At 73.6% G+C, this 8,189-nt stretch carries 6 protein-coding genes and 2 pseudogenes; 6 read left to right on the top strand and 2 right to left on the bottom strand.

The features are described 5' to 3' along the window. Together VIW71_RS22520 and VIW71_RS22515 are read left to right on the top strand one after the other, a co-directional pair. Window positions 1-312: pseudogene (locus VIW71_RS22520) on the top strand (hypothetical protein); the annotation flags it as partial. Continuing rightward, on the top strand, window positions 309-1,748 hold the full coding sequence (locus VIW71_RS22515; RefSeq protein ID WP_331624316.1) for an aspartate aminotransferase family protein: 1,440 nt from the start codon (window positions 309-311) through the stop codon (window positions 1,746-1,748). The pseudogene VIW71_RS22520 and the gene VIW71_RS22515, both read left to right, overlap by 4 nt. Window positions 1,749-1,791: 43 nt before the next feature. On the opposite strand, the gene VIW71_RS22510 is transcribed toward VIW71_RS22515, so the two are convergent. Continuing rightward, on the bottom strand, window positions 1,792-2,610 hold the full coding sequence (locus VIW71_RS22510) for a tyrosine-protein phosphatase (RefSeq protein ID WP_331624317.1): 819 nt from the start codon (window positions 2,608-2,610) through the stop codon (window positions 1,792-1,794). A 304-nt stretch (window positions 2,611-2,914) separates the two neighbouring features. Between VIW71_RS22510 and VIW71_RS22505 the strand changes: the two genes are divergently transcribed. Further along, window positions 2,915-3,721: an SGNH/GDSL hydrolase family protein gene (locus VIW71_RS22505; protein ID WP_331624315.1), complete on the top strand. Its 807-nt coding sequence runs from the start codon at window positions 2,915-2,917 to the stop codon at window positions 3,719-3,721. A gap of 388 nt (window positions 3,722-4,109) precedes the next feature. Here VIW71_RS22505 and VIW71_RS22500 read toward each other — a convergent pair whose 3' ends face one another. Then, on the bottom strand, window positions 4,110-5,135 hold the full coding sequence (locus VIW71_RS22500) for a saccharopine dehydrogenase family protein (protein WP_331624314.1): 1,026 nt from the start codon (window positions 5,133-5,135) through the stop codon (window positions 4,110-4,112). 101 nt (window positions 5,136-5,236) lie between these two features. Between VIW71_RS22500 and VIW71_RS22495 the strand changes: the two genes are divergently transcribed. The 3 genes and pseudogenes from VIW71_RS22495 to VIW71_RS22485 form a co-directional block, all read left to right on the top strand. Beyond that, window positions 5,237-5,503: a DUF5302 domain-containing protein gene (locus VIW71_RS22495; RefSeq protein ID WP_331624313.1), complete on the top strand. Its 267-nt coding sequence runs from the start codon at window positions 5,237-5,239 to the stop codon at window positions 5,501-5,503. A 171-nt stretch (window positions 5,504-5,674) separates the two neighbouring features. Further along, the gene (locus VIW71_RS22490; protein ID WP_331624312.1) at window positions 5,675-7,690 is read left to right on the top strand and encodes a M3 family metallopeptidase; all 2,016 of its coding nucleotides are present in this window, start codon (window positions 5,675-5,677) and stop codon (window positions 7,688-7,690) included. Window positions 7,691-7,751: 61 nt separating this feature from the next. Next, window positions 7,752-8,189: pseudogene (locus tag VIW71_RS22485) on the top strand (GNAT family N-acetyltransferase); the annotation flags it as partial.

Raw genomic sequence — 8,189 nt, 5'->3', positions numbered from 1 at the left:
GGCCGGATCAGCGCGGCGCTGGCCCGTATCGAGGCCCGCGCCGCGGGCGGCGCGGGTGTGCCCGCGCCGACGGCTCCGGACGCGACGGGATACGCCCCGTCAGGGACGCGGGGAACCGCGCTACCGGCCCCCGCCGTCCCGCAGCGCCCGGGGACGACGGAAACCGGCTCGGTGGGTCCCGGCACGCCGCCGGACGCCCCCGCGGCGGGCCCGGGCGCGCAGCTCCCCGCGCCCCCGGCCGAACCGCAGCCCGACGCGCCCCGCGCGCACTTCCGTACCGATCCACCCACGCAAGGAGCAGGTGAGCGATGACATCGTCCGACGCTGAGCCCGGGGCCGGGCCTGTCACGGAGCCCGGCAGCCGGCCGAAAGGCTTCGACCTGGCGACACTCCTCGCCGCACGCGGCGGCGAGCGCTACGACCTGCACACCAGGCACCTCAACCACCAACTGCCGCGCATGCTGCACACCATCGGCTTCGACAAGTACTACGAGCGGGCCGAGGGAGCCCACTTCTGGGACGCGGACGGCAACGACTACCTCGACATGCTGGCCGGTTTCGGTGTGATGGGACTCGGCCGCCACCACCCCGTGGTGCGCAAGGCGCTGCACGACGTGCTCGACGCGGGGCTGCCCGACCTGACCCGGTTCGACTGCCAGCCGCTGCCCGGTCTGCTCGCCGAGAAGCTGCTCACGTACTCACCCCACCTGGACCGGGTGTTCTTCGGCAACAGCGGCACCGAAGCCGTCGAGACCGCGCTCAAGTTCGCCCGCTACGCCACCGGCAAACCCCGCGTCCTGTACTGCGCGCACGCCTTCCACGGCCTGACCACCGGCTCCCTCTCGGTCAACGGCGAGAGCGGCTTCCGCGACGGCTTCGCACCGCTGCTGCCCGACACCGCCGTCGAACTCGGCGATCTGGACACGCTCGCCGGGGAGTTGAAGCGCGGCGACGTCGCGGCGCTGATCGTGGAGCCGATCCAGGGCAAGGGCGTGTACGCGGCCCCGCCCGGATATCTGCGCGCCGCCCAGGAGCTGCTGCGCAAGCACAAGGCGCTGCTCATCGCCGACGAGGTGCAGACCGGCATCGGCCGCACCGGCGACTTCTACGCGTACCAGCACGAGGAGGGCGTGGAACCGGATCTGGTCTGCGTCGCCAAGGCGCTGTCCGGCGGCTACGTCCCGGTCGGCGCGACGCTGGGCAAGGACTGGATCTTCAAGAAGGTCTACTCGTCGATGGACCGGGTCCTGGTGCACTCCGCGAGCTTCGGCTCCAACGCGCAGGCGATGGCGGCGGGCCTGGCCACCTTGTCGGTGATGGACGACGAGCAGGTGGTGGCGAACTCCCGCCGCACCGGCGACCTGCTGCGTACCCGGCTCGCCGCCCTCACCGACCGCTACGAACTGCTCAAGGAGGTGCGCGGCCGGGGCCTGATGGTCGGCATCGAGTTCGGGCGCCCCAACTCGCTGGCCCTGCGCAGCCGGTGGACGATGCTCCAGGCCGCGCGCAAGGGACTGTTCGCGCAGATGGTCGTCGCGCCACTGCTCCAGCGGCACCGCATCCTCACCCAGGTCTCCGGGGACCACCTGGAGGTCATCAAGCTCATCCCGCCGCTGATCATCGACGAGGCGGACGTGGACCGCTTCGTGACGGCGTTCACCGCCGTCATGGACGAGGCGCACAACGGCGGGGGACTGATGTGGGAGTTCGGCCGCACCCTGGTCAAGCAGGCGGTCGCCGGCCGGTGACCACAGGTGGTGGGCAGCCGGGCGGCCGCCCACCACCCCGTCGTCAATCGGTGAGCAGCCGGTCCTTCAGCCGCTCGCGGCGCTCCTTCGTCAGGCCCAGGCCCTCCTCCAGATAGCGGTCGGTCGTGCCCCACCGCTCCTCGATCGTGGCGAAGGCCGCCCGGAGGTACTCCACCTTGGCCTCGAACAGCGGGTTGAGCAGTTCACGGATCACCGGGTCGATGGCCGTACCGGTGCTGCCGTCGCCGCGCACCACCTTGTAGCGGCGGTGCCGGGCGTTGCTCATGAGGTAGTCCGCCTCGATCGCGGACCGCTCCACGCCCAGCGCCAGCAGGATGACGGCGATCGAGGTGCCCGCCCGGTCCTTGCCCGCCGCGCAGTGCAGCAGGGCGGGCACGGCCGGGTCCTGCGGGTCGGAGAGCAGGGCGAGCATCCGGCCGTGCTCCGCGGTGCGTTCCACGATCAGCTCCCGGTAGACGGCCGTCATCCGCGCCTCGGCCCTGCCGTCGACGAGTAACTCGCGCACGGCGGCCACGTCGCCGTCGCGGACGGTCTGCCAGAACTCCGTGTTCTCCACGGACGGGTCGGTGAGCGGCATGTTGAGGTTGCGGGTGCCCGCCAGGACCGTGTCCGGGCCCTCCAGCGCCATGTCGTCGGCGTTGCGGAAGTCGAAGACCGTGTGCAGGGCGAGCCCTTCGAGGAAGGAGGCGTCCTGCGGCGTGGCGTGCGCGAGGTGGCCGCTGCGGAAGAGCACCCCGTACCGCACCCGGCGGCCGTCGACCGTGGGCAGTCCTCCGACGTCACGGAAATTACGCACACCTGTCAGCTCGGGTTCCGACCCGGTCGGGGTGGACTGCCGCAGTTCCTGCGTCACCGGCGCTCCTCGATCCTCGCTTACGGCTCATGCTGGGGCACCGGCGACGATACGGCAGCCCGGGTCGGCACGTACCGAGTGGTATGTGCCCGTTGGACCACCCGGACGGCCGTGGTGGCTTCCCCGGGCCGGGCAGCGGTCCGGGGAGCGCGCACGCGCGGGTGCGCGAGTTCCAGACCCCGGTCCGGCGTATTCCGTCCGCGCCCGGTTCGACCTGGTGGGATGAATCACGTCGCGTCAACACCCGCTTACGGTCGCGCAGGTCACAGGGTGAGGAGAAAAATGATCCGACGTGGCTGACGATTCGCAGAGAGACACCACGGGCGCGATCGGGTCGTACACCGCGGTGGGGGACAGCCTCACCGAAGGCGTCGGCGACCCCGGTCCCGACGGCAGATTCGTGGGCTGGGCCGACCGGCTGGCCGTGCTCCTCTCCGACCGGCACGCGGACGCCGGGCCGTCCGGCGCCTTCCGCTACGCCAATCTCGCGGTGCGTGGCCGACTGCTCGACCAGATCGTGGCCGAGCAGGTGCCGCGGGCCAAGCAACTCGCGCCCGAACTGGTGACCTTCTGCGCCGGCGGCAACGACATACTGCGTCCCGGCGGCGACCCCGACGCCATCGCGGAACGCTTCGAGGCCGCGGTCGCCGACCTCACCTCGGCGGTCGGCACGGTGCTGGTCTGCACCGGCTTCGACACCCGCGGGGTGCCCGTACTGCGTCATCTGCGCGGCAAGATCGCCACGTACACCGCACACGTACGGGCCATCGCCGACCGCTACGACTGCCCGGTGCTCGACCTGTGGTCGCTGCGCTCGGTGCAGGACCGCCGCGCCTGGAGCGAGGACCGGCTGCACCTGTCCGCCGAAGGGCACACCCGCGTCGCACTGCGCGCCGCGCAGGTGCTCGGCCTCGACGTGCCGGCCGACCCCGACCAGCTCTGGCCGCCGCAGTCGCAGCGGCCGCCGTCCGAGGTGCGCAGGGACAACATCCACTGGGCGCGCGAGTACCTGGTGCCGTGGATCGGACGGCGGCTGCGCGGGGAGTCCTCGGGCGACCACATCGAGCCCAAGCGACCGGACCTGCTGCCGCTGCACTGACCGCGGCACGGCGCCGACGCGTCCCCGAGACGTCAGCGGGGTGCGCGGCGCAGGGCGGGTTCGGCCCGGCCCACGCGCCCCCACCGGTCCCGGCCGGATCGGAGCCCCAGGCCGACGTGAGCACGCTCACCAGCAGCAGCCCCGGCCCGCCCTCCTCGCCTGCCTCGGCGGCACACCGCACGCGAACCCCCGTGCCGCCGCCCTGGCCGGTGACCTCCAGCCGTACCGCGCTACCGATGCCGTGCGGGGCGCAGGTGATCTTCCCGCTGTCCGTGTGCCGTACCCGCGCTCCCGCGGCGACGGGCCGGCTCTCTTCGACGGGATCGGGTTCTCCTGGGGCGCGGACCGCACACTGAGAACGCCGAGGGACCGGACCGCGGGACCTCCCTCATCGCGGGGCCGCCAGCGTCACCGTCACGCCGTCCAGGGTGCCCGCGAAGTCGGGGCCGAGCGCGCGGGAGGGGGTCTGGAAGCCCGGCGGCAGGCCGGGGAGGCGGTCGAGGATACGCAGCACGGAGTCGGCGGTGAGGCTGTAGGGGTTGGGGCCGACGAGGGTGGCGGTGGCGGTGTTGCCCGCCGCGTCGCGGGCGCGGGCCCACACCTCGCTGCGGGAGGCGTTCAGGGTCCGCTCGCCGGGGCCGCGCAGCCGGCCCGCCGCGCCGGCCAGGGCGCCACGCAGCGGACCGAACCGCAGCGCGCGGCTGGCCGCCAGGGCCGGTGCCGGGACCGCGGTGTACGTGGTGATGTCGGGGATGCCCGTCGAGTGGTAGGCGGTGCTGACGTCGCCCCACGGCACCGACACGACGGTACGCGCCCCCGAGGGGAACGCGGCCCGCACCCGGCGCGACCCCATCGGCACCGCGCGGATCTCGCCGCCCGCCCGGATCCGGCCGCCGTCGGCCGCGCCCGCCACCACCGTGCGCGCCGTCCCCGGGCTCGGCCCGCCGCCCAACAGGAACGCGAGGTCCAACTGGGTGGCGTCCGGCAGCCGTCCGGCCAGCAGCGCGGCCACACAGTCGGTCGGCACCACGTCGAAGCCCGCGCCCGGCAACAGGGTGACGCCGGCCTTCACCGCCCGCGCGTCGAACTCCCGCAGTGACTCGAAGACGTCGATCTCACCGGTGATGTCCAGGTAGTGGGTCGCGGTGTCCACGCAGGCCGCCGCCATCGGCAGCGCGGTACCGCCGAACGGGCCCGCGCAGTGCGCCACGGCGTCCACGCCGTCCAGCCCGCGGCGTATCGCGACCGGGTCGTCGAGGCCGAACACCCGGTGTTCCAGACCGAGTTCGGCGGCCAGCGGCACCAGTGTGGCGGCGGTGCGCCCGGCCAGCACCGGACGCAGCCCGCGGGCGGCGGCGCGGCGGGCGATCAGGCGGCCGGTGTAGCCGGTGGCGCCGTACAACAGCCAGGTCATCGATGCGGTCCTCCTCGGCGGTGTGACCGGAACCGTACACGCGGGGTCCGCGGGCGCGATACCGGGTGGGCCGTCCGCGCCCGGCATGCCACTCTGGTGCCATGACTCACCCAGAGCAGGAGGCCACCGCGGCCACCGACGCAATGACGCACGACGACGCCGCGGCCGACGACCCCGAGACGGCGCCCGAGGCACCGGAGCCGGCCGAGGACGAGGTGAAGCGGAAGTTCCGCGAGGCCCTGGCCCGAAAGCAGGGCGCCCGCGGCGGCTCCCGCAACGGTGGCGGCGGCCCCGACCAGTCCAAGATCCACGGCGCCCACGGCCGCGCCGGCGGACCCCGCGAATTCCGCCGCAAGAGCGGCGGCTGACCCGGACCCGTACCAATCCGCCTGACGAATCCCGGCGCGGTCCGACGTGCCGCCCCCGTACGCATCCCCGCGCCCGCCCAGGTCAGCGACCCGGGCGGGCGCCCACGCGTCCACCACCGTGCGGACCCTCGGTCCGTTCCCCGCAGCCGCCCGGCGGCGTAGGGTCGGACGGTGACGACGAATCCGCTCCTCACCCCGAGCCCGCTGCCGTACGAGCTCCCGCCGTATCCCGACATCCGCGAGGAGCACTACCTGCCCGCCTTCGAACGCGGGCTGGCCGAGCACCTCGCCGAGGTGGAGGCCATCGCCGCCGACCCGGCGCCGGCCACCTTCGAGAACACACTCGTCGCCCTGGAACGCTCCGGAGCCCTGCTGAATCGGGTCCGCGCCGTCTTCTTCAACCTGACCGCCGCGCACGCCACCCCCGCCATCCGTGAGACCGAGTCCCGGGTCAGCCCGATGCTCGCCGCCCACAGCGACGCCATCCACCTCAACGCGGCGCTGTACGCGCGGATCAAGGCGCTGTACGAGGCGCGCGACACGCTCGGCCCGGACCCGGAGTCCCGGCGGCTGCTGGAGCGCTACCGCACCCGCTTCCGGCGGGCCGGCGCCGAACTGTCCGTCACCGGACAGCGGCGGCTGCGCGAGCTGAACGCCGAGATCGCCGCCGCCTCCACCGCCTTCGGCCAGAACGCGCTGGCCGCCGCCCGGGACGGCGCGCTCGTCCTGGACGACCCCGAGCAGCTCTCCGGCTTGTCACCCGACGCCGTCGCCGCCGCCGCGGCCAACGCCCGCGAGCTGGGCCACGAGGGCCGCTGGGTGCTCTCGTTGCGGAACTTCAGCAACCAGCTCGAACTGGCCTCCCTGGACGACCGCGATGTCCGCAGGCGGCTGCTCACCGCCTCCCTCGACCGCGCCCAGGACACCAACGGCCCGCTCGCCGTCACCCTGGCCACGCTGCGCGCCGAACGCGCCGCGCTGCTCGGCTACGCCAGCCACGCCGCGTACGTCGCGGACGACAGCACCGCCGGGAGTACCGAAGCCGTCACCGACCTGCTGGCCCGCCTCGTCCCGCCCGCCGTCGCCAATGCCCAACGCGAGGCCGACGCCCTCGCCGAGATCGCCGGCGGCCCGGTCGAGGCGTGGGACTGGGCGTACTACTCGGAGCGGCTGCGCAAGGAGCGCTACACCATCGACCAGACGGCCCTGCGGCCGTACTTCGAACTGGAGAAGGTGCTGCACGACGGCGTCTTCCGCGCCGCCCACGACCTCTACGGCCTCACCCTCACCGAACGGCCGGACCTGCCCGGCTACCACCCCGACGTCCGCGTCTTCGAAGTGTTCGACGCCGACGGGAGCGGCCTGGGCCTCTTCCTCGCCGACTTCTTCGCCCGCCCCACCAAGAAGGGCGGCGCGTGGATGAACGCGCTGGTGGATCAGTCCGAACTGCTCGGCCGGCGGCCGGTGGTCGTCAACAACCACAACATCGCCAAACCGGCCCCCGGCGAGCCGGCGTTGCTGACGTTCAGCCAGGTGGACACCCTCTTCCACGAGTTCGGGCACGCCCTGCACGGCCTGTTCTCCGCGGTGCGCTACCCGTTCTTCTCCGGTACCGCGGTGCCGCGCGACTTCGTGGAGTTCCCCTCGCAGGTCAACGAGATGTGGTCGCTGTGGCCGGACATCCTCGGCCGGTACGCCACGCACCACCGAACCGGTGAGCCGATGCCCGCGCCAGTCGTCGACCGGATGAAGGAGGCGGCCCGCTTCGGGCAGGGCTTCCTCACCGTCGAATACCTGGCGGCCACCCTCCTCGACTGGGCCTGGCACACCCTGCCGGCCGGCACCGACCCCGGCGACGCCCTCGCCTTCGAGGCCAAGGTCCTGCACGAGTCGGGCCTCGCGCTCCCCGCGATCCCGCCGCGCTACCGCACCCCCTACTTCACGCACATCTTCTCCAGCGGGTACAGCGCGGGCTACTACGCCTACATCTGGAGCGAGGTCCTCGACGCGGACACCGTCGACTGGTTCGAGTCCCACGGCGGTCTGCACCGCGCCAACGGCGACACCTTCCGCCGTGAACTCCTCTCCCGAGGTGGCAGCGTCGATCCGATGACCGCCTTCGCCGCGGTCCGGGGCCGCCCACCGCGCATCGAACCCCTGCTGCGACGCCGCGGGCTGGCGGGGTAGCCGGGCCCCCGCCGCCGGATATCCGCGTGCGCCCGCACCACGGGCGGGCCACGATGGGCCGATGGGATGGACGATCACGCACTCGCTCGACCGCTTCGAAGCCGAAGCCGGGCCCTTCCTCCGGCAGCGGCCGGTGGAGAACTCGGTGCCGGTCACGATCTGCGGAGCACTGCGGCGGCGGGGGACGGACGCGTACGGGGAGCAGCCGCCCCTGTTCGGCTGGTGGCGGCCCGGCGGCGGGGCAGAGGTGGCCGCCGCCTTCCTGCGGACACCGCCTTTTCCCCCGCTGCTGACCCGCGGGCCACGGCAGGCCGCAGGGGAGCCGGCCGCCGCGCCGGCGAAGCCGCTGCCGGGGGTACGGGGGGACCGCGACGCCGCCGGGGCCTTCGCCGACGCGTGGCGGGAGCGGGACCGGCGACGGGGTGGCCGTGGAGCGGCGGACGCGGCTGTACCGCCTCGGGGAGCCGGCCCCGAGGCGACCGGGCCCGCCCGGCCGGGC

This window comes from Streptomyces sp., from assembly GCF_036524955.1.
GTDB lineage: Bacteria > Actinomycetota > Actinomycetes > Streptomycetales > Streptomycetaceae > Actinacidiphila.
The sequence above is the reverse complement of the archived record's forward strand: the minus strand, read 5'-3'. Positions and strand labels throughout refer to the sequence as shown.

Excerpts from the sequence above, each read along its gene's own strand:
- VIW71_RS22515 (WP_331624316.1), top strand. The coding sequence starts at position 309 with ATGACATCGTCCGACGCTGAGCCCGGGGCCGGGCCTGTCACGGAGCCC.
- VIW71_RS22500 (WP_331624314.1), bottom strand. The coding sequence starts at position 5,135 with ATGACCTGGCTGTTGTACGGCGCCACCGGCTACACCGGCCGCCTGATC.
- VIW71_RS22495 (WP_331624313.1), top strand. The coding sequence starts at position 5,237 with ATGACTCACCCAGAGCAGGAGGCCACCGCGGCCACCGACGCAATGACG.